This is a genomic window from Streptomyces sp. NPDC031466 (genome assembly GCF_055581265.1).
The window spans coordinates 586,544-609,848 of the sequence record NZ_JBVIJT010000001.1 but is presented as its reverse complement, the minus strand read 5'-3'; the positions used below and the strand labels follow the sequence as shown (position 1 = coordinate 609,848).

Genomic DNA, 23,305 nt, shown 5'->3' with positions numbered 1-23,305 from the left:
GTCCACTACATGGCCGGCCACCTTGACCAACTGTGCTATGACACCGCGTTGGCCGAAGGCTGGCCGATCGCCACCGGCCCGATCGAGGGCGCATGCAGGCATCTCATCGGCGACCGTCCGGAGATCACCGGGGCGAGGTGGGAGCTGAGCGGCACCGAGGCCGTCCTCGAACTCCGGGCGGTGAAGGACAACGGTGACCTTGACGCCTACTTCGCCTCCATCTCGCCTGCGAGCACGAACGGCTCTATTGCACCTCTGACCAGCACGACTACGACCTCACGGTCTGAACCGCAGGCGTCCCCCGGGGAGAGCTGCACCCAGCTCGGCATCGTCAGACGTGTGGGGCAGGATGGCGCCATGGCATGGAAGATCTCGCCCCCGTCGGAGTCCTGGCGCCTGATCGACGCCTGGCTGGAGACGCATGTGGCCGCCGATTTCACGCTCCTCAATCCACCAGCGACATCGGACGAGATCCGACATGCGGAACGGATCCTCGGCGCCCAGATGCCCGGTGATCTCGCTGAGTCTCTGCAATGCCACAACGGTGCGAGCACCTGGACGTCCATCCTGCCGGAGCAGTCCCCGCTTGCAGTGGGCGGCATCGTGGAACATTGGCAGACCTGCATGACCGTCGCGGCGGAGAACGAGGGCTTGACCGCTCACCCCTGGGAAGACGAGCCTTGGTGGCACCCGCTCTGGATTCCCTGGGCCGAGAGTGCCGATGGCGGGACGCAGGTGATCGACCTGCGGCCTGGCCCAGGGACCCGGCGTCTCGGCTGGGCAGGCCACAGCGGTGGGGGCGACTTCACCGATTCCTGGCCTGACCTTGCGAGTCTTCTCCACGCAGTCGCGCAGGCACTGCACGCAGGCGGAGACGTCCGCGAACTGCACCCCTACCTCACCACGCGAGGCGGAATATGGTGGGACGAAGCGGGGTGTTTGGAACTGAACGGTCACCCGTTGAGGGCCGCCCCAGTCGGGCTGTCCTAGCCAGTAGATTCCAGGCGAACCATCGGAGCGTTCCTGCGTCTCACGAACATTCCCAAGGCGCCTGAACCGCCAGCACTCTCAGGATGCATCGACAACCGTCCGTCTCGGGAGAGTTGCCGTACCCGGCGATCCGGCTGGGGCGGGCTCAGCGCTGCTCGGGCGCCGTGTTCGTCCCGCGCTGCCCGCACTGGGGGCAGCGCTCGCGACCGTCCCAAGCCGACCAGCCGAAGTCTTTCGGGGCGAGGGAATGGCCCTCCAGCTCGTCGCGGACGGCCGCACGGCAAGCCCGTACGGCGTCCAGGTAGGGGTGGTAGATGTCGTGGAACGCGGGGGTCGAGATGCCGACGCCCGTGTTGCCCTCCGCGGCGGCGACGATGAAGCCGTGTGAGGGGGAGGCGAGGTGGGGGCCAGCAGGGGGGCGTACCGGTCGAGTCCGGAGCGGGCTCCGTCGTTCCACGGGATGCCGGGTGCGTGGTGCAGCCCCATGTCCGCTTGTCGTCAGCAGGCGGCGGAGAGATGGTCGAGGAGCACGGGCGCGGCGGTGCTGTCGACGACGTCCTCGATGGTGGTGCCGGGGGCGGTCTCCACCAGCGCCAGGCCGTTCTCCGTCACGTCGAGGACACCGAGGTCGGTGATGACGCGGTGCACGCACCGCGCGCCGGTGAGGGGGAGTTCGCACTCCTCGAGGATTTTCGGGCTGCCGTCCTTGGCCGTGTGGTCCATGAGGACGATGACGCGGCGGGCGCCGTGGACCAGATCCATCGCGCCGCCCATGCCCTTGACCATCTTCCCGGGGATCATCCAGTTGGCGAGGTCGCCCTGGTGCGAGACCTGCATCGCGCCGAGGACGGCCGTGTCGATGTGGCCGCCGCGGATCATGCCGAAGGACAGGGCCGAGTCGAAGAAGGCGGCCCCGGGAAGAACGGTGACGGTTTCCTTGCCGGCGTTGATCAGATCGGGGTCGACCTGGTCCTCGTGCGGATAGGGGCCGGTGCCCAGGATGCCGTTCTCGGAGTGCAGGACGACGTGCACGCCGGGCGGGAGGTGGCCGGGGATCAGAGTGGGCAGGCCGATGCCGAGATTGACGTAGGAATTGTCGGTGAGTTCGGCGGCGGCGCGGGCCGCCATCTGCTCGTGGGTCCAGGTCATCGGGAACGCACCGTCCTTTTCTCGATCGACTTGTCGGCCGCCTGAGCGGGGGTGAGCTGTACGACGCGTTGGACGAAGATGCCGGGCACGTGGATGTGGTCGGCGGCCAGTTCGCCGGGTTCGACCAGCTCTTCGACCTCGGCGATCGTGACCCGGCCGGCCATGGCCGCGAGCGCGTTGAAGTTGGCGGCGGCCCGGTGGAAGACGAGGTTGCCGTGGTGGTCGCCCCGCCGGGCCCGGACGAGGGCGTAGTCGGTGGTGATGGCGTGCTCCAGAACGTGCGTGCGCCCGTCGAAGTCCCGGGTTTCCTTGGGCGGAGAGGCCAGGGCGATCGTCCCGTCGGGCGCGTGACGCCAGGGCAGCCCGCCGGTGGCGACTTGCGTGCCCACCCCTGCCGGGGTGTAGAAGGCCGGGATCCCCGTGCCGCCGGACCGCAGCCGCTCGGCCAGGGTTCCCTGGGGCACCAGTTCCACCTCCAGTTCCCCGCTCAGGTACTGGCGGGCGAACTCCTTGTTCTCACCGACGTAGGAGCCGGTGACCCTGGATATGCGGCGTGAGCCCAACAGGATCCCCAGGCCGCGTCCGTCCACGCCGCAGTTGTTGGAGACGACTTCGAGGTCGTCGGCGCCCTGATCGTGGAGCGCTCGGATGAGGGTGTCGGGTACGCCGCTGAGGCCGAACCCGCCGACTGCCAGAGTCGCTCCGGCAGGGATGTCGGCCACTGCTCGCGTGGCCGAAGCCATCGTCTTGTCCATGGAAGTGAAGAGGCCCTTCGTGTGCGGTGCGCCGCGGCCCGGCTGCGGAAACGTTCGCCGCTCGGGTCCACCGGGGAGGGCGCGAAAGCCAGGGTCGGTGCGACAGGCGGGGCGGGGCCGGCCGGGCCGGGCGGGGCGAAGCGCGGCGCCCGGCCCGGCCGGTGGACACTCTCGCCCCCACTGGTGGGGGTCAGGCGCCTTCGTGTGCGGTGATGAAGGAACGCATCTTCGCCAGCGCCGCGGCGTTGGAGATGATCATGAAGTGGCTGGGTGCCGTCGGCCCGCTCATGAGGTAGTTCTCGTCCGCGCCGGCCAACATCGCGGTGTCGGTCGGTGCGGCGTTGTAGTCCGCGGTCGACCTGATCGTGAGGTAGTCGATCTTGTCGTTGAAGGGGACCTCCGAGGGGCTGTTCAACGCCTTGAGGAAGGGGGTGTTCGCGGAGGCGAACTGCTGGCAGGACACGTACCACTGGCAGCCGTTGTTGGTGGTGCCGTGCTGCGGTCCCGCGAAGCCTATGTACTGGGAGACCTTGTCGGCGCCGTCGAGGTTCTTGATGTAGTACCGGGAGGCCAGCGTGGAGGCGGACCAGGTGGCGAGGACGACCTTGTCGGCCCCGGTCCGGTCGCGGACCAGGTCGACCTCGGCCGAGAGCTGCTGGGCGGCCTTGGCCAGGTCCTGCGTCATGGAGCTGCTGTCGGTCCAGGTGAACAGCCTGTCCGCGGGCCAGCCGTTGGCCTGCAGGTTGGACTTCATGGTGTTCATGTTGGACGTGCTGCCGGTCATGCCCGGGATCATTATCACGGGGTCGTGTCCGGCGGCGGCGGGCGCCGGCTGAGGGGCCGCACTGGAGGTCTGGGACGCCAGGCCCAGAAGGCCCGTGGTCAGCAGGGCCGCGAGGGAGGCGCTGAGCAGCCGCCGTGAACGGAGCGGTCGCCGGTCGTCCGCGTGCGTCGATGCCGTCCAGCGGGGCGTCGGGGATGCAAACAGCATGGGGGGACTCCTTGCCCGTCGTGCGGTGGTCATCGAGTGCTGACGGTGCGGCTCGCACTCGATGGACGCCGACAGGGATGGTGGGGTGGTGTGACACCGAGCACGCTAGAACCGCCCGCCCCAGCGGTCAGATGGTCACGGCGCACCTCTTTCGCCCCCATCGGTGTCCGCTCCAGCCATTACGTCTCGGCCGCACGAGCGGGTCACGCGAGACCGCCAAAAGCCGCGGTCGGCCGGGTAATTGGGCTGCGCGGGCGCGTGAGCGCGCCGAGTGTGCGGTGTGCACACCCCCAGTGCTCCACGTGTGTGTACGGCACCTCTCGTGGTGCCTGGCGGGGGCGGCATACCGTCATGGCGATGCGGCGGGGCTGCCATCGACCGAGCCGCGCGGACCAGGTCCGCGGCTTCAGCCTTCGCCTGCCGTGTGCCTCGCCGGACATCTCCGGTTCTCGAAGCCGCGAGGGCACACGTCACCGCACACACCCGGCCAGCCATCGGAGGACAGGCAATGACCCGGTTCGGAATCATCGGCGGTGGGCTCATGGGGCACGGGATCGCCGTTGCGCTGGCTCAGGCGGCGCACCGTGTCGTGGTGCACGACGCGGACCCCGCGACCCTGGCCTCGCTCGACGAGCGCATCGTGCGCGCCCTGCGACGCTGCGGCACGGCGCCGGGTGATGTCGGGATGCTGACGGCACGCGTCACCGCGGCCAAAACCCTGGCGGACCTGGTGCCATGCGTGGATGTGGTGATCGAGGCCGTCCCCGAGCGTCTCGACGTCAAGCATCAGGTCCTGGCGGCGCTGGAGGCGAAGGTGCCGGCCGTGACGCCGGTGTGGTCCACCACCTCGGTGCTCTCGCTCACCCAGGTGGCCAAGGGCATGCGGTACCCGCAGCGGTTGGTGGGGGTGCACTGGTGGAATCCGCCCTACGTCGTCCCGCTGGTCGAGGTCGCCCCCGGCGCGGAGACGGACCACCGGTTCGTGCGGGAAGCCTGCGACATGCTGGAGGGGATGGGCAAGACGACGGTGCGCCTGCACCGGGACGTGCCGGGGTTCATCGGCAACCGCCTCCAGTTCGCCCTGGTCCGGGAGGCGCTGCATCTGTTGGAGCAGGGAGTCTGCGACCCGGGGACGATCGACACGGTCATGCGGGCGAGCCTGGGCCTGCGCTGGTCCGCCGTGGGTCCCATGGAGAACGCGGACTTCATCGGCCTGGACCTGACCAGGGACATCCTCGGCAGCCTGGCACCCCACCTGTCCGCGGCGGTCACGTTCCCCACGCTCGACGAATCCCTCGACGCCGGACATCGGGGCCGCACCTCCGGCCGCGGACTGCTGGCCTGGCCGGCCGGGCGGGGAGAAGAAGTGGCGGAGCGCCTGGACAACGGCATCCGCCGCAACCTCCTCGGACCGTGAACGCCCGGGCCGACGGCAGGGGACCGGGCAAGGCGACGGTAGCGGCAGGACACCGGGGGAGGGCGACGGTGACGGCAGAGCGGAAGGCAACCCACTCAGTTCACTGCGGTATCCGGGCGGGCGGCGCCATACTTGCCGGGCGCCGGGAGGACGGCTCGACGGGGAGGATCGATGGCACACGGGTACGGACCGTCTTTCCTGCAACTGCTGGCCGATGACGCCGACATCGAGGCCTTCGACGAGGCCCTGGTACTGGCCCGCGCCGCAGGAGAGCCGGCCGGCCGGCTGGACACGCTGGAGGAGGAGCGGGCGATCGCGCTGCGCCTGCGGGAAAGGCTGCTGCGCCACCGCCGCAACGAGGCAGAGCTCCAGCTGCTCAACGACACGGCGAACGACCTGGCCTCCCTGCGGGACCTGGACACCATCCTGCAGGCGATCGCCGACCGCGCACGACGGCTGCTGGACTGCGATCTCGCCTACATAAGCCTCAGCGACCGCGGCCGCGGCGACAGCTACATCAAAGCCGCCGCCGGCAACATCTCCGGACTGCTGCGCGAACTGCGGCTGCCCATCGGGACCGGCGTCGGGGGAATCGTCGCGCGGACCGGCGAACCCTACGCCGTCGCCGCCTACCTCAGCGATGACTCCTTCGCCCACACCACCGAGATCGACACCACCGTGGCCGCCGAGCGGATCGAGTCCCTGCTCGGTGTGCCGGTCAAGCTCAACCAGGAGGTGATCGGAGTCCTGTTGGCCGCACACCGCAGCCGGCAGGACTTCAGCAGCCGGGACATCAGCGTGCTGATGATGCTCGGCTCGCACGCCGCGGTGGCCATCGAGAACAGTCGCCTGCTGAGCGCCGCCCGACAGGCGGTGGCGGAGCTGCGGGTCGCCAACGACACGATCAGCTCCCACATGGCGGACCTGGAACGCACCGCGGAGGTCCATGAACGCCTCACCCGCCTGGTCATCCAGGGCAACGGCGTCGACGAAGTCGTACAGGCCACCGCGACCGCGGTCTCCGGCACGGTCGTCGTCCTCGACGAGGAGGGCAACACCGTCGCCCGGTCCCGCGGCCACGACACGGTCCCGGCCGACGAACTCGGCCGGCTCAGCGCGGACGCCTGGCAGGCCGGCCACACCGTGGTCCGCACGACGCGGTGCGCCGTCCCCCTGATCACCGAGTCCGAGCCCCTCGGCACGATCGTCCTGAGCGCTCCCGCGCAGATCGACGCCACCGACCGGCACATCCTGGAAAGGGCCGCACTGGTGGCCTCCCTCGTACTCGTCACCCGCAGGCGCATGGCGGAGGCCGAAGCCCGCGTACGCGGCGAACTGCTGGGCGACCTGCTGGCCGCGCACGACAAGGACCACGACCTCCTGCGGCACCGGGCCGCCCTGCTCGACGTCGACCTCGCCACCTGCCGCACCGTGGTGGTGGCCCGGGTCGACGACGAACCACGCGAGCGGGTGCACGCCGCCACCGCGGCCATCGCCCGGCGCTCCCACGGCCTGGCGACCTTCCAGCGCAACACGCTGGTCCTGCTGCTGCCGGGAGACGACCCCCAAGCCGTGGCGCGCCGCGCCGTCGACGAACTGGCGCGGACCTCACGCCACCCCGTCACCGCCGGCACCGCGCGAGCCGCGGACATCACCCATATCGCCGCCGCCTTCCGCGAGGCGGACAACTGCCTGCGCGCCCTGGTCGCCCTGGGCAGGACCGGCGAGGTCGCCGACGCCCGCGGACTCGGCTTCGTCGGAGCCCTGTTCAGCGGCGAGCCGACCACCGCCTCCTTCATCGAATCCGTCATCGGCCCGGTCCTCGCCTACGACCGCACCCACCACTCCGACCTGGTCCACACCCTCGACACGTACTGCCGCACCGGCCGGCACGCCCGCAACACCGCACATCTGCTGCACCTGCACGTGAACACCGTCACCCAGCGCCTGAGCCGGATCAGCCGACTCCTCGGCACCACCTGGCGCGACCCCGAACGGCTCCTGGAGATCCAGGTCGCCCTGCGGCTGCTGAGAGTCAGCAAGCCCTAGCACGACCCTCGCGCCCAGCACATCCGCGGGCAGTTCGATGTGTGCGTCCGGCCCATACCGTCCCCGGCGACCCCCTCCGTAGCCTTTGCGCCTCCCGACACGAGGCACACGCAACGGAGACGCCATGAAGAGAACCCTCGCCGCGGCCGGACTCGCCTGCACCCTGCTCAGCGGCACGCTCCAGGTCCCGGCACACGCCGACCAGGGACCGGCCGACTGCGGTGACTTGCGCGGCCTGCGCATACCCGCCGCACACATCGGGCTGCGCACCACGGGCGGTGAGGTGAGCGCGGCGAACACCATCGAGCCGGCCGGCAGCGGTACTTCGGCGACCGGCACGTACTGCCGTGTCGACGCCGTGGTCCACCCCGTGGACCCTCGGGCTCCCGACATCACCCTGCGCGTCGCCCTGCCTCGGCAGTGGAACCGGAAGACGATGATGTTCGGCGGCGGAGGCTACGACGGCACCATCCCGGATGTCACGGGCAACGTCCCCTTCGGCCCGACCCGCCAGCCGCGCCCACTCAGCCGCGGCTACGCCACCTACGCCGGCGACTCCGGCCACCAGGCGGCGCCGGACTTCCAACCCACCCGTTCCCTCGACGGCTCTTTCGGCCTCAACGACGAAGCCGTCCGCAACTTCGCCGGCGACGCACTGAAGAAGACCCACGACGCCGCGCACTTCATCATCCGCACGCACTACCAGGGCGCCGACCCCGCCCACAACTACTTCGCCGGCGGCTCCAGCGGCGGACGCGAAGCGCTCGCCGTCGCCCAGCGCTGGCCCGCCGACTTCGACGGCGTCATCGCCGCCTACCCCGCCTGGAACGCCGCCGGCCTCAACCTCTTCTTCGGCCACGAAGCCCACATCCTCTCCCGCCCCGGAGCCTTCCTCGACCCGGCCGAACAGGATCTGCTGTACCGCGCAGTCATCCGGTCCTGCGACGGTGGGGATGGCCTGCGCGACGGCGTCATATCCGACGAGGCGGGCTGCCGCTTCCGGCCCCGCACCCTGCGCTGCCCGGACGGCAAGGACAGTGCGGACACCTGCCTCTCGGACGAGCAGATCCGCGCCGCACAGGCCCTCTCCTCGCCGCTGCGGTGGAAGTACCGCCTGGCCAGCGGCGAAACCGGCTATCCGGGGTTCCCCTTCCTGTCCGGCGCCGACATGAGCACCCCGCTGCTGGGCATGGGGGTTCGCGCCCCCGGCCATCCGATGCCGAAGGACAGCGGCTACGGCGTCCAGTTCTGGGACCAGTGGGTGAAGTACTTCGTCACCCGGGACCCGGCACACGACTCGCTGGCCGTGGACCCCCGCCGCCCCGGCAGCTGGCAGCAGCGCATCAGCCGTCTCTCCGCCCTGCAGGACGTCAACAACCCCGACGTGCGCCGCTTTTCCAAGGCAGGCGGAAAGCTCCTCATCCTGCACGGCACCGCCGACGAGCTGGTCAGCCACCGCTCCACCGTCGAATACTTCCGGCGCGTCCAGCGACTCATGGGCCCACGCGCCACGCGCGACTTCGCCCGGCTCTACCTCATCCCCGGCGCCAACCACGTCAACGTCGACGCGGCCTTCGCGGCAAGTTACGACTCGCTGAGCGCCTTGGAGGGCTGGGCGGAAGAGGACAAGGCACCCGAGCGGCCCGTCGTCACCGACGCCGGCCCCGCGGGCAACGGCCGCACCCGGCCGTTGTGCGCCTACCCCTCCTGGCCGACATACCTCGGCCACGGCGACCCCGCCTCCGCCCACAGCTTCGCCTGCCACAGCACACGGCCACGAACCTGACCCGCCCCGGCCGGCCGGGGCGGTATGGCCGCGCGGAGGACGTCCGCGCGGGATCAGTGTCCGCTCCTCCTGTCGTTTCTGACCTACGCGGTCGGCTTCGCGGCCCGCCCCCTCGGCGCCCTCGTCTTCGGACACTACGGCGATCGGCCGGGACGCAAGAAACTTCTCGTCCACAGCCTGCTGATGATGGGCGGCGCGATCTTCCTGATCGGCCTGCTCCCCACCCACGCCACCATCGGCTCGGCCGCCCCCGTCCTGCTCACCGTGCTGCGCCTGGTCCAGGGCTTCGCGCTGGGCGGCGAGTGGGGCGGCGCGGTCCTGCTGGTGGTGGAGCACGGAGACGCCGAACGGCGCGGCTTCTGGGCCTCATGGCCGCAGACCGGGGCGCCGGCCGGGCAGTTGCTGGCCACGGGCGTGCTCGCCACACTGACGGCGACACTGCCGGAAGCGGCGTCAACTCATGGGGCTGGCGCGTGCCGTTCCTGCTCTCCGGCGTGCTGGCTCGTCGGACTGTGGATCCGGCTCTCCGTCGAAGAATCACCCGTGTTCAAGGCCGCCCTCGCGGCAGCCGAACTCCGCGAGAGCGGACAAGCCGCCGTCGAGAAGCCGCCCGTACTCGCCGTCCCGCGCGACCACTGGCGCGACCGGCAGTCCTTCGGGGCCATCGTCACGGCCGTCACCGTGGCCCTGCTCTGCCACGGCGCGACGTACGCCCCACAGGCGGCCTTCTTCTCCGACTCATGATGATCAGTCAGTGGGGCTGCTCCTCCTGGGCGAGGGCGGTGAGCAGGGCGCGGATCGGGTCGTTCTCGGGGTCGGTTCCGTGGGCCTCGGCACCCTCGGAGGCGGCGGCCTCGGCACTGCGGGGGAACAGGGCCTCCTCGTATGCGGTGAGCGCGGCCTCGATGTCGTCGGGCCGCGCGGCCAGGGCCTTGCCGAGTTCGGCGCCGTCGAGCATGGCCAGGTTGGCGCCCTCGCCGTTCGGGGCCGAGAGGTGGGCGGCGTCGCCGAGCAGGGTCACCCCGGGCACCCGTTCCCACCGGTGCCCGGCCGGCAGGGCGTAGAGGGCACGCAGGACCGGCGCGGTGTCGCATTCGGTGATCAGCGCGGTCAGCTCCGGTGCCCAGCCGTCGAACTCCTTCGCGACCCGCGCTGTGGCCGCGGCGGCATCGGCGAAGTCGATGGCGTCGAACCACTCCCGCGGTTCGGACAGCCCCGCGTAGGCGTGCAGCGTGCCGCCCTTCTCCCGGTGCGCGAAGAGTTCCCGGCCCGGCGTGTGCACGATCATCGACCCGCCTCCGACCGCTTTCGCGGCGGCCGGGTGGCGGGTGTCGGCGTCGTACAGGTAGGTCTCGACGACCGACTTGCCGGTGTACTCGGGTGCGGCGGTGGAGAGCAGCGGGCGGACCCGGGACCACGCGCCGTCCGCGCCGATCAGCAGGCCGGTGACGACGCTGCTGCCGTCGGTGAACGTCACTTCGTGACGGCCGTCGCCGACGGTACGGGCACCGCTGACCTTGTGCCCCCACCGGACGGTGCCGGCCGGGAGTGAGTCGAGCAGGATCTGTCGCAACTCGCCCCGTTGTACCTCGGGGCGTCCCCCTGTGCCGTCGTCGGCCTTGTCGAACAGGACGCTCCCGTCCGGGGCGAGGGCCCGCAGTGCCTGGCGGCCGTCCAGGACGATGTCACGGAACTCGTCCGTCAAGTTGGCTGCTTCCAGAGCCAGTTGCCCGTTGTAGTCGTGGATGTCGAGCATCCCGCCCTGTGAGCGGGCGGCCGCGGAGGGCTCCGCCTCGTGGACGGTGGCCGGTATTCCGTGGACGTGCAGGACGCGGGCGAGTGTGAGGCCGCCGAGTCCGGCGCCGATGATCGTGATGTAAGGGGTCATGGGGTTTCCTTCCTGGTCCCGGACCGGCGCGCGGGCACCCGGCCGGTCCTGCCGGTCGCGCCGGCGAGCTCCACTGTCCCGTCAGCCATCGACAGGCCACCGACAGAGCACCGACATACCGTCGGCACGCCACCGGCAGTACCGCCGGCCGTGCACCCTCGGTCCCGCTCCGCTCACTTCGGCAGATCGGCAGATCGGCAGATCGGCGGAGAGGAAGGGGGCAAGGAGCGGGAACAACGCGTCGGGGCGGTCGAGGGGAATGATGTGGCCGCAGTCCTGGAGGTGGTGTCCGACCAGGTCATCGGCGAGGGGACGGAGTTGGTGTGCGAGCCCGGTGCCGACGGGGCGAGAGCCGACGGCCATGGTGGGCATCGTCAGCCGAGCCGTCGCGACGGCGTCCTGTATCCGACGCCACTTCAACGCGATCATGGTGGGCGGAGCCGGCGCCGCCTATCTGAGCGGGGGCGGATTCGGCCCGTGGGAGCTCCCGTTCGTCGGGCTCATGGCCTATGTCGCCTACCGCGGCCTGGACTCCTGGGCCGTCATCGGCGTCGGTTGGCTGCTCCACACGGCCTGGGACCTCGCCCACCACCTCAAGGGCCATTCCATCCTGCCGTTCCACCACGACGCGTCCCTGGCATGTGCCATCTGCGATCCGGTCATCGCCCTGTGATGCTTTCGCGGAGGCCCCTCCTTGATCGAGGTCCGCAGGCGGCTCGCAGGCGGCATGAAGAGGGTGGGGGACAAGGCCGAGTCGACCGGGAACTGAAGGGGTCGCGGGCAGGCACTGTCGGCACCCGAAGTGATGCTCCCCCCTTAATGAAAGACGAAAGAAAAGACGTGTGAGGAAGCTTGACCGCCACTGGCGGTACGGGCAAGGTTCCGGAGAGCGCTCTCCCGTTTCGGTCAATCCCGAGGAGCTCCCGCATGTCCGCAGTCGGCATACCCCCGGCGGCGCCGGTGTCCCGCAGACCTGGCCGCCACCGCCGTCACCACCGCGGCGTCGTCGGCGTGGTGGTCACCGCCTTGGCCGCCGCCCTTCTCGCCTTCGTCCCCGCCCCGTCGGCCCAGGCCGCGCCCACCCTGCTGTCGCAGGGCAAACCGGTCACCGCCTCCAGCCAGGAGCACTACGGCACTCCGGCGACTGCCGCGGTCGACGGCGACAACGGCACCCGCTGGTCCAGCGCCGCCTCCGATCCGCAGTGGATCCGCGTCGATCTCGGCGCCCGCGCCTCCCTCACCCGGGTCGAACTCCGCTGGGAGGTCGCCTACGCCAAGGCCTACCGGATCGAGACGTCCCAGAACGGCACGGACTGGTCGACGGCCTACTCCACCACCGCCGGCAACGGCGGCACCGAGACTCTGGACGTCTCCGGCACCGCCCGCTACGTCCGCGTGCTCGGCACCGCCCGCGCCACCCCATACGGCTACTCCCTCTGGGAGTTCAAGGTGTACGGCACCACCGGTGACGACCCCGGACCGGTCATCCCCGGCGGCGGTGACCTGGGCCCGAACGTGCACGTCTTCAGCCCGTCCACGCCCGGCGTCCAGGCCAAGCTGGACCAGGTCTTCAAGGAGCAGGAATCGGCGCAGTTCGGTTCCGGTCGGCACGCCTTCCTCTTCAAGCCGGGCACCTACAGCGACCTCAACGCCCAGATCGGCTTCTACACCCAGATCGCCGGCCTTGGCCTGCGCCCCGACGACACCACGATCAACGGTGATGTCACCGTCGACGCGGGCTGGTTCAACGGCAACGCCACCCAGAACTTCTGGCGCGCCGCCGAGAACCTCGCGGTGAAACCGGTCAACGGCACCAACCGGTGGGCGGTCTCGCAGGCGGCCTCGTTCCGCCGGATGCACGTCAAGGGCGGCCTCAACCTCGCGCCCGCCGGCTACGGCTGGGCCAGCGGCGGCTACATCGCCGACAGCAAGATCGACGGCCAGGTCGGCAACTACTCGCAGCAGCAGTGGTACACCCGGGACAGCTCGATCGGCGGCTGGTCCAACTCCGTGTGGAACCAGGTCTTCTCCGGCGTCGAGGGCGCACCGGCCACCAGCTTCCCGGAGCCCCGCTACACCACGCTCGACACCACGCCCGTCTCCCGCGAGAAGCCCTTCCTCTACCTGGACGGCGCCGACTACAAGGTCTTCGCCCCCGCCAAGCGCACCAACGCCCGCGGCACCACCTGGGCGAACGGCACCCCGCAGGGCGAATCGATCCCGCTGAGCAAGTTCTACGTCGTCAAGCCGGGCGCCTCAGCCGCGACCATCAACGCCGCCCTTGCCCAGGGACTGCACCTGCTCTTCACCCCGGGCGTCTACCACGTCGACGAGACGATCGCCATCAACCGGCCCGACACCATCGTGCTGGGGCTCGGCCTCGCCACGATCATCCCGGACAACGGGGTGACCGCCATGAGGGTCGCCGATGTCGACGGCGTGAAGCTCGCCGGATTGCTCGTCGACGCCGGACGCGTCAACTCCCCGACGCTGCTGGAGATCGGCCCCCAGGGCGCCTCCGCCGACCACGCGGCCGACCCCACCACCGTGCAGGACGTCTACATCCGCATCGGCGGGGCGGGCGCGGGCAAGGCGACCACCAGCGTGGTCGTCAACAGCGACGACACGATCATCGACCACACCTGGGTGTGGCGGGCCGACCACGGCGAGGGCGTCGGCTGGGAAACCAACCGGGCCGACTACGGTGTGCGCGTCAACGGCGACGACGTCCTGGCCACGGGACTGTTCGTCGAGCACTTCAACAAGTACGACGTCGAGTGGTACGGCGAGCGCGGCCGGACGATCTTCTACCAGAACGAGAAGGCGTACGACGCGCCCGACCAGGCCGCCATCCAGAACGGTTCGACAAAGGGCTACGCCGCCTACCGCGTCGACGACTCGGTGGACACCCACGAGGCGTGGGGTCTGGGCAGTTACTGCAACTACAACGTCGACCCGGACATCCGCCAGGACCACGGCTTCAAGACGCCCGTCAAACCGGGGGTGAAGTTCCACAGCCTCCTCGTGGTCTCGCTCGGCGGCATGGGCCACTACCACCACGTCATCAACGACACCGGCGACTCCACGGTGCCCTCCGGCACCTCGACCGTGCCGTCCACCGTCGTGTCGTACCCCTGACCGAACCGCCGGCCAGGAGGAGATGTGTCCAGAGCACCCTCGCCCCGCAGACCGGCCGGGCGCCGCGGCTCGCCGACCGTGTGGGCGCGCTGGAACCACATCGTCCGCGCCGGCCGCCTGCGGGAGCGGCCCGCGCCGCTCACTGCACCGAGCGCTCCCGCAGGGCGGTCCGCCATGCCGGATCCGGTTCCACCGGTTCGGCCGCCTCCGGCCGGCCGCCACGCTCGAAGAAGTCGGCGAGCGGCAGGATCGCGGCCCCCACGGTGACGGCGTCCGGTCCCAGCGTGCCGAGGTCGATGCGGACGCGGGCGGCGGGGTAGGTCAGGGCGTACGAGGTGGCGTACGCCGTCACCGAGTCCAGGAAGCGCCGGCCGAGCTGCAGTCCGGCCCAGCCGCCGACCAGGATGCGTTCGGGCTGGAAGAGGTTGATGAGGTCGGAGAACCCGGCGCCGAGGTACTCGGCGGTCTCCTCCAGGACGGCCAGGGCCGTGGCATCGGGTTCCGGGCCGTTCCCCTTCTCGTCGGTCTCCGGGTAGGCGGCGGCGAGCATCGCGGTGAGCGCGCTCTCCTCGTCCGCGCCCGCGGGCGGCTGCCCGCCCGCCTCCGCCCAGCGCTCCAGCAGGGCCTCCGCGCCCGCGTACGCCTCCAGACAGCCCCGCGCGCCGCAGCGGCACCGGCGCCCGCGTACCCGCACCGTCAGGTGCCCCCATTCCACGGCCCGACCGGGCCCCATGTCCTCGCCGACGACGCAGGCGCCGACGCCGGAGCCGAAGAGCACCACCGCCGCGCTCTGCGCGCCCCGGCCGGCGCCGAACCACATCTCCGCCTGGCCCAGGGTCCTGGCGCCGTTGGCGATGTAGTACGGCACGGTCTCGGGCAGGATCCGGGACTCGCGCAGCAACCGCTCCAGCGGAACCGCGTCCCAGCCGATCGTCTGGCCGTGCACGACGGCGCCGTCCTCCGGAGTCCCGGCGACGATGCCCGGCACCCCGATCCCGACGCCGAGCAGCCGCCCCGCCGCGACGCCGGCCTCGTCCAGCACCTCGGGGATGCCCTCGCGCAGATGACGCACGACGACGTCGACGTCGTAGCGGTCGAGGCGGCGCGGGCCGTCGGTCTCCAGCGGCCTCTCGACCCGGGCCAGTTCGGTGAGGGCGAGGTCGAAGAGTTCGATGCGCACCCGGGTCTCGCCGATGTCGACGCCGATCATGCAACCGCTCCGGGCGCTGACCCGCAGCAGCGTGCGGGGACGGCCGCCGGCCGAGTCGACGCTGCCGGCCTCCTCCACCAGTCCCTCGGCGACCAGTTCGGAGACCACGTTGCTCACCGAACCCGAACTCAGCCCGGTGACCGGCCCCAGCGAGAACCGGCTGAGCGGCCCGTCGAAGTACAACCGCTGCAATACCGCGGTGCGGTTCTCCCGCCGCAGGTCACGCACTGTACGGCCACTGCGCATCTTCACCCTGCCCCCCCTCGTTCCGAAGTCGTCACCGCAACTTACATGGGGAGGAGCCCTTGACGCGACCTTCGCTTGAGGTTTAACTCACATCCTAAATTAAGCCGTGGGGGGCTTCGGGAACGCGGGGCGCCGCTCCCGCCCCCCTCCGCGGGCGACCCCGTTACTTCCCGGAAGGCCTCTGGAGTTATGCGCAGAATCAGAGCCGCAGCCGTCGGCGCCGTCACCCTCTCCTTCGCCCTCACCGCGGCGGCCTGCGGCGGGGGGTCCGCCGGCACGGAAGGCTCCAACGAGAAGCCGAAAACCCTCACCTACTGGGCCTCCAACCAGGGTGCGAACCTGGAGGTCGACAAGAGGGTCCTCCAGCCGGAACTCGACAAGTTCGAGAAGCGCACGGGCATCCAGGTGAAGCTGGAGGTCGTGCCCTGGGCCGACCTCCTCAACCGCATCCTCACCGCGACCACCTCCGGCCAGGGCCCCGACGTCCTCAACATCGGCAACACCTGGAGCGCCTCGCTCCAGTCCAGTGGCGCCCTGCTGCCCTGGGACGCGAAGAACTTCGAGGCGATCGGCGGCAAGGACCGCTTCGTGCGGTCCGCGCTCGACTCCACCGGCGCCCACGGCCAGGACCCGGCCGCCGTGCCCCTGTACTCCATGGCCTACGCGCTCTACTACAACAAGAAGATGTTCGCCGAGGCCGGGATCGGCCAGCCCCCGGCCACCTGGGAGGAGATGGCCGAGACCGGGAAGAAGCTCTCCAAGGACGGCACGTGGGCCCTCGGCGCCGAGGGCTCCAACCTCTCCTCCAACATCCACCAGGTCTTCGTCCTCGCCAGGCAGCACGGCGCGGACTTCTTCACCCCCGACGGCAAGGCCGACTTCACCTCCGCCGGCGCCGTGGCGGCGGTCAAGCAGTACGTCGACCTGATGGCCGAGGAGAAGATCATCGCGCCGGGCAACGCCGAGTACGCGAAGAACCAGTCCCTGAGCGACTTCGCCAAGGACAAGACGGCCATGGTGCTCTGGCAGACCGCGTCGGCCACCTTCAAGGCGCAGGGCATGGACAAGGACGAGTGGGGCGTCGCCCCCGCCCCGGTGCGGTCCGGCGAGCCCGGCGCGGACCGGGCCACCAACTCGATGGTCGCCGGCATCAACATGGCCGTCTTCAAGAACACCAAGAACATCGACGGCGCCAAGAAGTTCGTGAAGTTCATGACCAGCGACGAGGAGCAGATCACCCTCAACAAGGCGTACGGCTCCATCCCGCCCGTCAAGGCCGCCCAGCAGGACCCGGCCTTCGACGACCCGGCCCTCACCGTGCTCCGCGAGACCCTCGCCACCAGCGCCGCCGCGCTGCCGCAGGTCCCCGAGGAGTCGCAGTTCGAGACCGTCGTCGGCACCGCCGTCAAGGAACTCTTCGCCGACGCCGCCGCAGGCCGCCCGGTCACGACGGCATCCGTCAGGGCGAAGCTCGAAAAGGCCCAGCAGCAGATGCCGAAGAAGTGAGCGCGGACACCACCATGACCACCACCGCTGCCCTGAGCACAGGCGAGCGGACGGCAGGGAAGAACGGCCCGGGCAAGGCGCCGCGCGGGCGCCGCCCCGGGCGGCTGCGCGGCATCGCACTGCCGTATCTGCTGCTGTTCCCCGCCCTGCTGCTCGAACTGCTGGTCCACCTCGTGCCGATGGTGATCGGCATCGTCGTCAGCTTCAAGGAACTGACCCAGTTCTACCTCCGCGACTGGGGCACCGCGCCCTGGGCCGGCCTCGACAACTACGCCCTGACAGTCGACTTCGACGCCCCCGTCGGCGAGGCGCTGCTGAAGTCCTTCCTCACCACCTGCCTGTTCACCGTCCTGTCGGTCGGCCTGTGCTGGCTGCTGGGAGTGGCGGCGGCGATCTTCATGCAGGAGTCGTTCCGCGGCCGGGGCGTGCTGCGCACGGTCTTCCTGGTGCCGTACGCGCTGCCCGTCTACGCCGCCGTCATCACCTGGGCGTTCATGTTCCAGCGGGACAACGGGCTGGTGAACCACGTACTGCACGACCAGCTCGGGATCACCGACAGCGCCCCGTTCTGGCTGATCGGCGACAACAGCTTCGTCGCGCTGCTCGTCGTCTCGGTGTGGAAGGGCTGGCCCTTCGCCTTCCTCATCCTCATGGCCGGGCTGCAGAACATACCCCGGGAGATCTACGAGGCCGCCGCACTCGACGGCGCGGGCGTCCGACAGCAGATCCGCCGCATCACCCTGCCGGCGCTGCGCCCGGTCAACCAGGTCCTCGTCCTGGTGCTGTTCCTGTGGACGTTCAACGACTTCAACACCCCCTTCGTCCTGTTCGGCAAGGCGGCGCCCGAGGCCGCCGACCTGATCTCCCTCCACATCTATCAATCCTCGTTCCAGACCTGGAACTTCGGGACGGGCTCCGCGATGTCGGTCCTCCTGCTGCTTTTCCTGCTCCTCGTGACGGGCCTCTACCTCTGGTTCACCTCCCGCGGAAGGAAGGCCACCGATGCCTAGCCCCACCACCCGGCGGCCCCGCTCCCCGATGGCCGCCCCGCCGTCCTTCCTGTGGAGCCGCAGGATCTTCCTGACCCTCCTCACCGGCTTCGTGCTGCTGCCGGTGTACGTGATGGTCTCCAGTTCGCTGAAGCCGCTGGAGGACGTCTCGGGGAAGTTCGCGTGGGTCCCCTCGGGCCTCACCGTCCGCCCGTACTTCGACATCTGGGAAACGGTCCCGCTGGCCGACTACTTCATGAACTCGCTGGTCGTGGCGGGCGCGGCCACCGTCTGCTCCGTCACCGTCGCCGTGTTCGCGGCCTACGCGGTCAGCCGCTACTCCTTCCGCGGCAAACGCGTCTTCACGGTGACCGTGCTGTCGACCCAGATGTTCCCCGGCATCCTGTTCCTGCTGCCGCTGTTCCTGATCTACGTCAACATCGGCAACGCCACCGGCATCGCCCTGTTCGGTTCCCGCGGCGGCCTGATCCTCACCTACCTCACCTTCTCGCTGCCCTTCTCCATCTGGATGCTGATCGGCTATTTCGACTCGGTGCCCAAAGACCTCGACGAGGCGGCCAAGGTGGACGGCTGCGGGGCGCTCGGCGCACTGTTCCGGATCATCGTGCCCGCCGCGATCCCCGGCATCGTCGCGGTCACCGTCTACGCCTTCATGACCGCCTGGGGAGAGGTGCTCTTCGCCTCGGTCATGACCAACGACACCACCCGCACCCTCGCCGTCGGCCTCCAGGGCTACTCCACCCAGAACGAGGTGTACTGGAACCAGGTCATGGCCGCCTCACTCGTCGTCAGCCTGCCCGTCGTCGCCGGCTTCCTCCTCCTCCAGCGCTACCTCGTCGCCGGCCTGACCGCGGGCGCCGTCAAGTAACCGTCGGGGCACCACCGTCGCCCCCCTCAGAGAGGCCCTCTGTGTCCGAACCGCTTGACCTCGCCGCCTTCCCCGCCGACTTCACCTGGGGCACGGCCACCTCCGCCTACCAGATCGAGGGCGCCGTCGCCGAGGACGGCAGGGCGCCGTCGATCTGGGACACGTTCTCCCACACCCCGGGCAAGGTCGACGGCGGCGACCACGGCGACGTGGCCTGCGACCACTACCACCGCTGGCCCGAGGACATCGCCCTGATGAAGCGGCTCGGCACCGACGCCTACCGCATGTCCGTCGCCTGGCCCCGCGTCATGCCCGCGGGCGACGGGCCGGTCAACCCGGCCGGACTCGACTTCTACGACCGCCTCGTCGACGCCCTTCTCGACGCCGGCATCACCCCCAACGTCACCCTCTACCACTGGGACCTGCCCCAGGCCCTCCAGGACCGCGGCGGCTGGACCGTACGGGACACCGCCGAACACCTCGCCGACTACGCCTCCGTCGTGGCCGGCCGGCTCGGCGACCGCGTCACCCGGTGGGCCACCCTGAACGAACCCCTGTGCTCCGGCTGGATCGGGCACCTGGAAGGCCGGATGGCACCCGGCCTGAGCGACCTGACCGCCGCCGTGCGCGCCTCGTACCACCTGCTGCTCGCCCACGGCCTGGCCACCCACGCGGTCCGCGTGGCGGCCCCCGGCGCGCGGATCGGCCTGGTCACCAACCACTCCACCGTCGAGGCCGCCTCCACCCGCCCGCAGGACATCGCGGCCGCCACCCGCATGGACGGCCACACCAACCGCTGGTGGCTCGACCCCGTCCACGGCCGAGGATTCCCCGCCGACATGCGCGAGCTGTACGGCGTGCCCCTGCCGGAACGCCCCGGGGACCTGGAGACGATCGCCGCCCCGCTCGACTGGCACGGCCTCAACTACTACTTCCCGGCGACCGTCACCGACGACCCCGGGGGCCCCGTCCCGTACGCCCGCGAGGTCCGGCTGCCCGACGTGCCGCGCACCGGCATGGACTGGCAGATCGACGACGGCGGCCTGGAAGCGCTGCTGCTGCGCCTGACCGACGACTACGGGGTGCGCGAGCTGTACGTCACCGAGAACGGCTCGGCGTTCCCGGACACCGTCGCGCCCGACGGCACCGTCCACGACCCCGACCGGGCCCGCTACCTGGAGGAGCACGTGGGCGCGTGCGCCCGAGCGATCCGCAAGGGCGTGCCGCTGGCCGGTTACTACGCCTGGTCCCTGCTCGACAACTTCGAGTGGGCCTACGGCTACGACAAGCGGTTCGGCCTCGTCCACGTCGACTACGCCACCCAGGCCCGGACCCTCAAGACGAGCGGCTTGCGGTACGCGCAGATCATCCGCGCCCACCGGGAGTCCCATGCCTGACCGCGTGACACCGCGTCAGGCGGATGCGCGCACGACCAGCTCCGGTTCGAAGTCGAGCGCGCGCGGCTCGGTGCCGGGGCCGTGCGTCAACTCGCCCAGCAGCCCGGCCATCGCCGCGGCCATGTCCTCCACGGGCCGGCGCACCAGATCCTGGATACCGGGATCGACGTTGTGCTCTAGCGCCGGGCGAGACGGTTTCCCTCGAATCGGCGCCGGCGTCGGCGAACGCCGAGGAACAGGGTGAGGAGCAGAGTGGTGCACACGAGGGTGACGGCTTGGGCGACCGCGGTGAGCTTCTTGTCGCCGGACCAGACGGGCTCGTACATGTTCGGGAGCGGTCCGACGGCCCCCACGTCGACGTACTGGTAGAGGAGCAGGGCGGCCAGTCCTCCCGCGGCGACCAGCCAGGCGAAGGCGTCTGCCGGTCGGCGGCGCCACACCAGGACGAGCAGGGCGGCGAGGGCTGCCAGAGCGGCTTCGATGCGGAAGAGGGTGCCCTGGCTGATGGTGTCTCCGACGGCGTCGTACCGGTCCGCCAGGTGCGCGTGCACGTAGGCGTCCACCGCGAGCCCGGTGGCGGCCAGGATACGGGCCGCGCCCCGGAGCAGCCGGTGTTCCGGGCGGGTGGACGGCGGGGGTTGGAGGGACATGCGATTCCCTTCCCGGCCCGAGCTGGGTACGGGCGGTGGAGGTGTGCGGGCATCCGAGGTCAGCGGACCGTGAGCGCGCCCTTCATGTACTGGTGGATGGTGCAGATGTACGCGTACTTCCCTGCCCGGGACGGCGCGGTGAAGGTGGCCCGCTTGCCCGCGGCGATGCTGCCGGTGTCGAACGGCTTGTCACCGCCGGCCGTCACCGTATGGGGGGCCGAGTCCTCGTTGACGACGGTGACCTTCGTACCCGGGGCGACCGTCAAATCGGCGGGTTCGAACGCGAAGTCCTTGATCGTGATCTTGGCGTCCTTGCCGCCCGACGGCGAGGAGGAGCGCGCGGATGACGATGCGGAGGTGGAGGGCGGCGAGGAGGAATCAGAGTCTTTGCCGTCCGAACATCCCGCGACGGTCATCAGCATGCACAGGAGTGCGACGGCGGCGGTGATGGCCGTGTGCGGTCTGCGGGGGCGCAGGGGCATCGTTTCTCCGGGGGGTTCGTGGCGTGCCGGTCCGGGGGCCAGGCGCGGGCGTCACCGCCCCTGGCCCCGGGGACGGATCAGACGGTCAGCAGGCTGGGACTGGCGGCCTTGTCGGTGCCGATGAAGTCGTCGGGCACCGGGTACTGGCCGAGCACGTAGTGCAGGATCGCCGAGTGCATGGCCTCGACCGGGGCGATGGTCGCGGCCGTCTCGATCCCGCCCTTGCTCTTGACGTTGGACGCCGCGAACACGTACGTCTGGGTGGCCTGGTCCTCCAGCTGGAGGGCGAGTTTGGCCACTCCGGGGACGTCCTTGACCTTGCCGAGCGCCTTGGTGACGTCGTCATGGTCGGACAGCGGGGTCCCGGAGATCTTCGGTTTGCCCGCGGAGGCCAGGATCGCGTTCCACGCGTCGGCGTGATCCTTGTGCTGGTCCATCGCGGTCTGCGCGAACGTCGCGAACACCGGGGGCACCTTGCCCAGTTTGCCGTCCTTGGCCGCCTTGAGAGCGGCCTGGTAGGCGCCGACGGCCTGGTTCTCCAGAGCGGCCGCCAGGGCGACCACCTTCAGGTCTCCGGTATAAGTGCCGCCGCTGCCCGACGGCGACTTCGACGGGGTGCCCGCGCTTCCCTCGGAGTCGCCGCCGCACGCGGCCAGGGCCAGCGCGGCGGCGGACGCGCCGGCACCGATCAGGAACCGGCGGCGCGCGACGTGCACGCGCTGCCGCGGGCCGGTGTCGGGTTCCGTGGCGCGCAGGTCGTGGATCTCCTGCGTGAGGTCGCGGGCGGACGCGGCCATGACGGGCAGGGTCTCCTGGTGGACCTGGTCCATCTCCTTGGTGAGACGGGCCAGTTCACGCTCGCTGATCGGCAGCTCCCAGGAGCCGCGCTTACTCGTGGTCATTTCACTGCCCCTTCACTGACCGGCGAGGCGTCCTTGGTGGGGTAGAAGGCGTCGGGGAAACCGACCTTGCCCGCGGCGGCGGGAAGCTTGGCGACATCGGTGGGGATCGCGATGAGGTCGGGCAGGTCCCCGGCCAGCAGCGCCTGCACGGCCAGCAGTGTCGCCCGGTGCTGTGCCTCCACGGGGGCCACGGAGGCGAACAGCTGCCGCAGGTTCTTGTCCTCGACCTGGCCGATGTTCTTGGTGTAGGTCTGCGCGGCCACGTCCTCCAGCGTGATGGCCAGTTTGACCACGTCCGCTGAGGTCTTGATCGACGGCAGCCGCTTCTTGACGATGGCGGCGTACTTGGGGTCCGGGCCGTTCTGCGCCTTGCCGCCCGCCTTGCGCGCGGCGGCGTTGAACGCCTTGCCGTGCGCGGTGTGCTGCGCGGTCGTCTTCTTGATGAACGCCCGCACCGTCTTGTTGCCGTCCTTGATGAAGGGCAGCCCGGCGGCGGTCTCGTAGACGCTCACCGCCAAGTTCTCCAGCGACGCGGCGGTCTGCAGCGCCATGATGTCGTTACGGGAAGCGGCCGCCGCGCGGCCGGCCCCCAGCCATGTCACTGCTCCCGCTGCCCCCAGGGCGGTGGCGCGACGCTGCCACCAGCGCCGGTCCGCGGGCTCCGCGGCCTCCTCGAAGTCGGACAGGGAGGCGTGCGTCACCCGCAACGCGTCGCTGTTCAGGTCCTGCGACTGCTCGGTCAGTTCTTTCAGCAGTCCGGTGTCGATGTGGTCTGTAGCCATCGCGTCCCATCTCCTCGGCCACGCCGGACGGCGCAGGCATCGCCCCCAGACTTGAGGACGGAGCGGAACGACGCCCGCCGGATACCACC

General features: G+C 70.4%; 21 protein-coding genes and 3 pseudogenes. 12 read left to right on the top strand and 12 right to left on the bottom strand.

From position 1 onward, the window contains the following. Positions 1–30: 30 nt before the first annotated feature. Together ACZ5GP_RS02170 and ACZ5GP_RS02165 are read left to right on the top strand one after the other, a co-directional pair. Positions 31–287: pseudogene (locus ACZ5GP_RS02170) on the top strand (ISKra4 family transposase); the annotation flags it as partial. 70 nt (positions 288–357) lie between these two features. Next, positions 358–990: an SMI1/KNR4 family protein gene (locus ACZ5GP_RS02165; RefSeq protein WP_468748939.1), complete on the top strand. Its 633-nt coding sequence runs from the start codon at positions 358–360 to the stop codon at positions 988–990. Positions 991–1,135: 145 nt separating this feature from the next. On the opposite strand, the gene ACZ5GP_RS02160 is transcribed toward ACZ5GP_RS02165, so the two are convergent. The 4 genes from ACZ5GP_RS02160 to ACZ5GP_RS02145 all read right to left on the bottom strand — a co-directional run bounded on the left by ACZ5GP_RS02160 (position 1,136) and on the right by ACZ5GP_RS02145 (position 3,885). Continuing rightward, the gene (locus ACZ5GP_RS02160; RefSeq protein WP_468748938.1) at positions 1,136–1,447 is read right to left on the bottom strand and encodes a hypothetical protein; all 312 of its coding nucleotides are present in this window, start codon (positions 1,445–1,447) and stop codon (positions 1,136–1,138) included. A 41-nt stretch (positions 1,448–1,488) separates the two neighbouring features. Next, entirely contained in the window at positions 1,489–2,139 is a 651-nt protein-coding gene (locus tag ACZ5GP_RS02155) for a CoA transferase subunit B (RefSeq protein ID WP_468748937.1), read from the bottom strand. Continuing rightward, entirely contained in the window at positions 2,136–2,894 is a 759-nt protein-coding gene (locus ACZ5GP_RS02150; protein ID WP_468748936.1) for a CoA transferase subunit A, read from the bottom strand. Before ACZ5GP_RS02150 ends, ACZ5GP_RS02155 begins: the two co-directional genes overlap by 4 nt. A gap of 190 nt (positions 2,895–3,084) precedes the next feature. Then, positions 3,085–3,885 (bottom strand): esterase/lipase family protein, encoded by an 801-nt coding sequence (locus tag ACZ5GP_RS02145; protein ID WP_468748935.1) that lies wholly within the window; start codon positions 3,883–3,885, stop codon positions 3,085–3,087. A 508-nt stretch (positions 3,886–4,393) separates the two neighbouring features. On the opposite strand from ACZ5GP_RS02145, the gene ACZ5GP_RS02140 reads away from it, so the two are divergent. The 4 genes from ACZ5GP_RS02140 to ACZ5GP_RS02125 all read left to right on the top strand — a co-directional run bounded on the left by ACZ5GP_RS02140 (position 4,394) and on the right by ACZ5GP_RS02125 (position 9,881). Further along, positions 4,394–5,302: a 3-hydroxyacyl-CoA dehydrogenase family protein gene (locus ACZ5GP_RS02140; RefSeq protein WP_468748934.1), complete on the top strand. Its 909-nt coding sequence runs from the start codon at positions 4,394–4,396 to the stop codon at positions 5,300–5,302. Between the two features lie 171 nt (positions 5,303–5,473). Further along, entirely contained in the window at positions 5,474–7,351 is a 1,878-nt protein-coding gene (locus ACZ5GP_RS02135) for a helix-turn-helix domain-containing protein (protein WP_468748933.1), read from the top strand. A gap of 124 nt (positions 7,352–7,475) precedes the next feature. Further along, positions 7,476–9,137: a tannase/feruloyl esterase family alpha/beta hydrolase gene (locus ACZ5GP_RS02130; RefSeq protein ID WP_468748932.1), complete on the top strand. Its 1,662-nt coding sequence runs from the start codon at positions 7,476–7,478 to the stop codon at positions 9,135–9,137. 24 nt (positions 9,138–9,161) lie between these two features. Beyond that, positions 9,162–9,881, top strand: a complete 720-nt coding sequence (locus tag ACZ5GP_RS02125) for an MFS transporter (protein ID WP_468748931.1) — start codon at positions 9,162–9,164, stop codon at positions 9,879–9,881. A gap of 7 nt (positions 9,882–9,888) precedes the next feature. On the opposite strand, the gene ACZ5GP_RS02120 is transcribed toward ACZ5GP_RS02125, so the two are convergent. Next, positions 9,889–11,025 carry an FAD-dependent oxidoreductase gene (locus tag ACZ5GP_RS02120; protein WP_468748930.1) on the bottom strand — a complete coding sequence of 379 codons (1,137 nt, stop codon included), beginning with the start codon at positions 11,023–11,025 and terminating at the stop codon, positions 9,889–9,891. A 198-nt stretch (positions 11,026–11,223) separates the two neighbouring features. Then, positions 11,224–11,436: pseudogene (locus tag ACZ5GP_RS02115) on the bottom strand (alpha/beta hydrolase); the annotation flags it as partial. Between ACZ5GP_RS02115 and ACZ5GP_RS02110 the strand changes: the two are divergent. Both ACZ5GP_RS02110 and ACZ5GP_RS02105 read left to right on the top strand, forming a co-directional pair. Further along, positions 11,432–11,794 (top strand): annotated as a pseudogene (locus ACZ5GP_RS02110) (DUF6010 family protein); the annotation flags it as partial. The pseudogenes ACZ5GP_RS02115 and ACZ5GP_RS02110 overlap by 5 nt on opposite strands. A gap of 158 nt (positions 11,795–11,952) precedes the next feature. Next, entirely contained in the window at positions 11,953–14,163 is a 2,211-nt protein-coding gene (locus ACZ5GP_RS02105) for a discoidin domain-containing protein (protein ID WP_468748929.1), read from the top strand. 139 nt (positions 14,164–14,302) lie between these two features. On the opposite strand, the gene ACZ5GP_RS02100 is transcribed toward ACZ5GP_RS02105, so the two are convergent. Further along, positions 14,303–15,625 (bottom strand): ROK family protein, encoded by a 1,323-nt coding sequence (locus ACZ5GP_RS02100; RefSeq protein ID WP_468748928.1) that lies wholly within the window; start codon positions 15,623–15,625, stop codon positions 14,303–14,305. A 183-nt stretch (positions 15,626–15,808) separates the two neighbouring features. Here ACZ5GP_RS02100 and ACZ5GP_RS02095 point away from each other — a divergent pair, with 183 nt between their 5' ends. The 4 genes from ACZ5GP_RS02095 to ACZ5GP_RS02080 are packed head-to-tail and all read left to right on the top strand — an operon-like array spanning position 15,809 to position 20,400. Then, positions 15,809–17,125: an extracellular solute-binding protein gene (locus ACZ5GP_RS02095; RefSeq protein WP_468748927.1), complete on the top strand. Its 1,317-nt coding sequence runs from the start codon at positions 15,809–15,811 to the stop codon at positions 17,123–17,125. Positions 17,126–17,139: 14 nt separating this feature from the next. Then, on the top strand, positions 17,140–18,135 hold the full coding sequence (locus ACZ5GP_RS02090; protein WP_468748926.1) for a carbohydrate ABC transporter permease: 996 nt from the start codon (positions 17,140–17,142) through the stop codon (positions 18,133–18,135). A 28-nt stretch (positions 18,136–18,163) separates the two neighbouring features. Then, positions 18,164–19,003 (top strand): carbohydrate ABC transporter permease, encoded by an 840-nt coding sequence (locus tag ACZ5GP_RS02085; RefSeq protein WP_468749068.1) that lies wholly within the window; start codon positions 18,164–18,166, stop codon positions 19,001–19,003. Positions 19,004–19,044: 41 nt separating this feature from the next. Continuing rightward, positions 19,045–20,400 (top strand): GH1 family beta-glucosidase, encoded by a 1,356-nt coding sequence (locus ACZ5GP_RS02080; protein WP_468748925.1) that lies wholly within the window; start codon positions 19,045–19,047, stop codon positions 20,398–20,400. A 15-nt stretch (positions 20,401–20,415) separates the two neighbouring features. On the opposite strand, the gene ACZ5GP_RS02075 is transcribed toward ACZ5GP_RS02080, so the two are convergent. The 5 genes from ACZ5GP_RS02075 to ACZ5GP_RS02055 form a co-directional block, all read right to left on the bottom strand. Then, positions 20,416–20,544, bottom strand: a complete 129-nt coding sequence (locus tag ACZ5GP_RS02075; RefSeq protein WP_468748924.1) for a hypothetical protein — start codon at positions 20,542–20,544, stop codon at positions 20,416–20,418. 32 nt (positions 20,545–20,576) lie between these two features. Beyond that, complete coding sequence (locus ACZ5GP_RS02070) at positions 20,577–21,050, bottom strand: hypothetical protein (protein WP_468748923.1); 474 nt, start codon at positions 21,048–21,050, stop codon at positions 20,577–20,579. Positions 21,051–21,109: 59 nt separating this feature from the next. Further along, positions 21,110–21,532, bottom strand: coding sequence for a cupredoxin domain-containing protein (locus ACZ5GP_RS02065; RefSeq protein ID WP_468748922.1), 423 nt, complete (start codon positions 21,530–21,532; stop codon positions 21,110–21,112). 77 nt (positions 21,533–21,609) lie between these two features. Continuing rightward, on the bottom strand, positions 21,610–22,434 hold the full coding sequence (locus ACZ5GP_RS02060) for a ferritin-like domain-containing protein (protein WP_468748921.1): 825 nt from the start codon (positions 22,432–22,434) through the stop codon (positions 21,610–21,612). Further along, complete coding sequence (locus ACZ5GP_RS02055; protein WP_468748920.1) at positions 22,431–23,216, bottom strand: ferritin-like domain-containing protein; 786 nt, start codon at positions 23,214–23,216, stop codon at positions 22,431–22,433. The genes ACZ5GP_RS02060 and ACZ5GP_RS02055 overlap by 4 nt, the downstream gene beginning before the upstream one ends. Between the last annotated feature and the right edge of the window lie 89 nt (positions 23,217–23,305).

What these genes read in the sequence shown, in the direction of transcription:
- ACZ5GP_RS02135 (WP_468748933.1), top strand. Translation starts at nt 5,474, where the DNA reads ATGGCACACGGGTACGGACCGTCTTTCCTGCAACTGCTGGCCGATGAC.
- ACZ5GP_RS02125 (WP_468748931.1), top strand. Translation starts at nt 9,162, where the DNA reads ATGGCCGCGCGGAGGACGTCCGCGCGGGATCAGTGTCCGCTCCTCCTG.
- ACZ5GP_RS02090 (WP_468748926.1), top strand. Translation starts at nt 17,140, where the DNA reads ATGACCACCACCGCTGCCCTGAGCACAGGCGAGCGGACGGCAGGGAAG.
- ACZ5GP_RS02165 (WP_468748939.1), top strand. Translation starts at nt 358, where the DNA reads ATGGCATGGAAGATCTCGCCCCCGTCGGAGTCCTGGCGCCTGATCGAC.
- ACZ5GP_RS02150 (WP_468748936.1), bottom strand. Translation starts at nt 2,894, where the DNA reads ATGGACAAGACGATGGCTTCGGCCACGCGAGCAGTGGCCGACATCCCT.
- ACZ5GP_RS02085 (WP_468749068.1), top strand. Translation starts at nt 18,164, where the DNA reads ATGGCCGCCCCGCCGTCCTTCCTGTGGAGCCGCAGGATCTTCCTGACC.
- ACZ5GP_RS02145 (WP_468748935.1), bottom strand. Translation starts at nt 3,885, where the DNA reads ATGCTGTTTGCATCCCCGACGCCCCGCTGGACGGCATCGACGCACGCG.
- ACZ5GP_RS02070 (WP_468748923.1), bottom strand. Translation starts at nt 21,050, where the DNA reads ATGTCCCTCCAACCCCCGCCGTCCACCCGCCCGGAACACCGGCTGCTC.
- ACZ5GP_RS02105 (WP_468748929.1), top strand. Translation starts at nt 11,953, where the DNA reads ATGTCCGCAGTCGGCATACCCCCGGCGGCGCCGGTGTCCCGCAGACCT.
- ACZ5GP_RS02120 (WP_468748930.1), bottom strand. Translation starts at nt 11,025, where the DNA reads ATGACCCCTTACATCACGATCATCGGCGCCGGACTCGGCGGCCTCACA.
- ACZ5GP_RS02065 (WP_468748922.1), bottom strand. Translation starts at nt 21,532, where the DNA reads ATGCCCCTGCGCCCCCGCAGACCGCACACGGCCATCACCGCCGCCGTC.
- ACZ5GP_RS02095 (WP_468748927.1), top strand. Translation starts at nt 15,809, where the DNA reads ATGCGCAGAATCAGAGCCGCAGCCGTCGGCGCCGTCACCCTCTCCTTC.
- ACZ5GP_RS02130 (WP_468748932.1), top strand. Translation starts at nt 7,476, where the DNA reads ATGAAGAGAACCCTCGCCGCGGCCGGACTCGCCTGCACCCTGCTCAGC.
- ACZ5GP_RS02060 (WP_468748921.1), bottom strand. Translation starts at nt 22,434, where the DNA reads ATGACCACGAGTAAGCGCGGCTCCTGGGAGCTGCCGATCAGCGAGCGT.
- ACZ5GP_RS02140 (WP_468748934.1), top strand. Translation starts at nt 4,394, where the DNA reads ATGACCCGGTTCGGAATCATCGGCGGTGGGCTCATGGGGCACGGGATC.
- ACZ5GP_RS02055 (WP_468748920.1), bottom strand. Translation starts at nt 23,216, where the DNA reads ATGGCTACAGACCACATCGACACCGGACTGCTGAAAGAACTGACCGAG.
- ACZ5GP_RS02155 (WP_468748937.1), bottom strand. Translation starts at nt 2,139, where the DNA reads ATGACCTGGACCCACGAGCAGATGGCGGCCCGCGCCGCCGCCGAACTC.